Annotated in this window: 1 protein-coding gene and 1 pseudogene; one reads left to right on the forward strand and one right to left on the reverse strand. The window is 26.8% G+C overall.

Annotated features, from left to right (window positions below; all coding sequences use genetic code 11):
- Nucleotides 1-438, reverse strand: a pseudogene (locus KGF39_RS19365) (hypothetical protein); the annotation flags it as partial.
- Nucleotides 439-639: 201 nt separating this feature from the next.
- On the opposite strand from KGF39_RS19365, the gene KGF39_RS19370 reads away from it, so the two are divergent.
- A complete protein-coding gene (locus tag KGF39_RS19370) occupies nucleotides 640-1005 on the forward strand; it encodes an ArsR/SmtB family transcription factor (RefSeq protein WP_054268993.1) in 366 nt (121 codons plus the stop codon).
- Nucleotides 1006-1095 lie beyond the last annotated feature (90 nt).

A 1095-nucleotide genomic window follows, 5' to 3' on the forward strand; every position in this document is an offset into this window, starting at 1 on the left:
CATATTATTAGGCATATTGTTAGGCATACCCATATTATTATTCATGTTACTAGATGTATTATTAGGCATACCCATATTATTATTCATGTTGTTAGACATATTATTAGGCATACCCATATTGTTATTCATGTTGCTAGACGTATTATTAGGCATATTATTTGTAGTAGATGTATTGTAATTCATATTTCCGGATGTATTATTTGTGTTAGGCAAGTTGTTTGGAGAATTACTACTTTTAGGATAATTATTTACGCTATTAGGATATAGGTTATTTGTGTTCTGGTTATTAGGTATTTTTGTATAACCATTAGAAATTTGAGGGTCATTTCTCAATTCATCTTGGGGAATTTCTTCATTAGTAATATAATCTGCATAGTTCGCTGGGTCTAAGTAAGGCATGTAACTAGTATCCAAATCCTTTTTTTTCTTGTTACTCATATTAAACTTGCACCTCCTAGAAAACTATAAAAAAGTTTACAAAAACTTATTCTAATAATATATATATTAAAAAAGTTTATAATATGTGCATTCTAATTGTTATTAAATAAAATAAAAATTATTGTTGCAAACTTAAAAATAATAGCATATAATGAACATATGAACAGTTATTCATATATTATAAATAACGGAGGATTAAAAATGAGAGAAGAGATAAATGATTGTAATTGTAATGTAATACATGAAGAAATAGTAACAGAAGCTAAATCAACTATGCCAGATGAAGAAATGTTATATGATTTAGCAGAATTATTTAAAGTATTTGGAGATACTACTAGAGTAAAGATATTATATGCATTATTTGCAAATGAAATGTGTGTATGTGATATAGCGAGTTTATTAAATATGACTCACTCTGCAATATCTCATCAACTTAGAGTATTAAAGCAGGCTAGGTTAGTAAAGTTTAGAAGAGAAGGAAAGACAGTGTATTACTCATTAGATGATAGTCATATAAGTCAGATATTTGATTGTGGATTAAATCATATTAGAGAGACTTATAAATGATAAATGAGAGGAGTGAATATATATGGAAGCAAATAATCTAATTAAAAAAGAATTTATATTAGGAGGATTAAACTGTGCACATTGTGCAGA

Origin of the sequence: Clostridioides sp. ZZV14-6345, assembly GCF_020657775.1 — a bacterium.
Lineage (GTDB): Bacteria > Bacillota > Clostridia > Peptostreptococcales > Peptostreptococcaceae > Clostridioides > Clostridioides difficile_D.

Coding starts and splice junctions, on each gene's coding strand:
- KGF39_RS19370 (WP_054268993.1), top strand. CDS start 640: ATGAGAGAAGAGATAAATGATTGTAATTGTAATGTAATACATGAAGAA.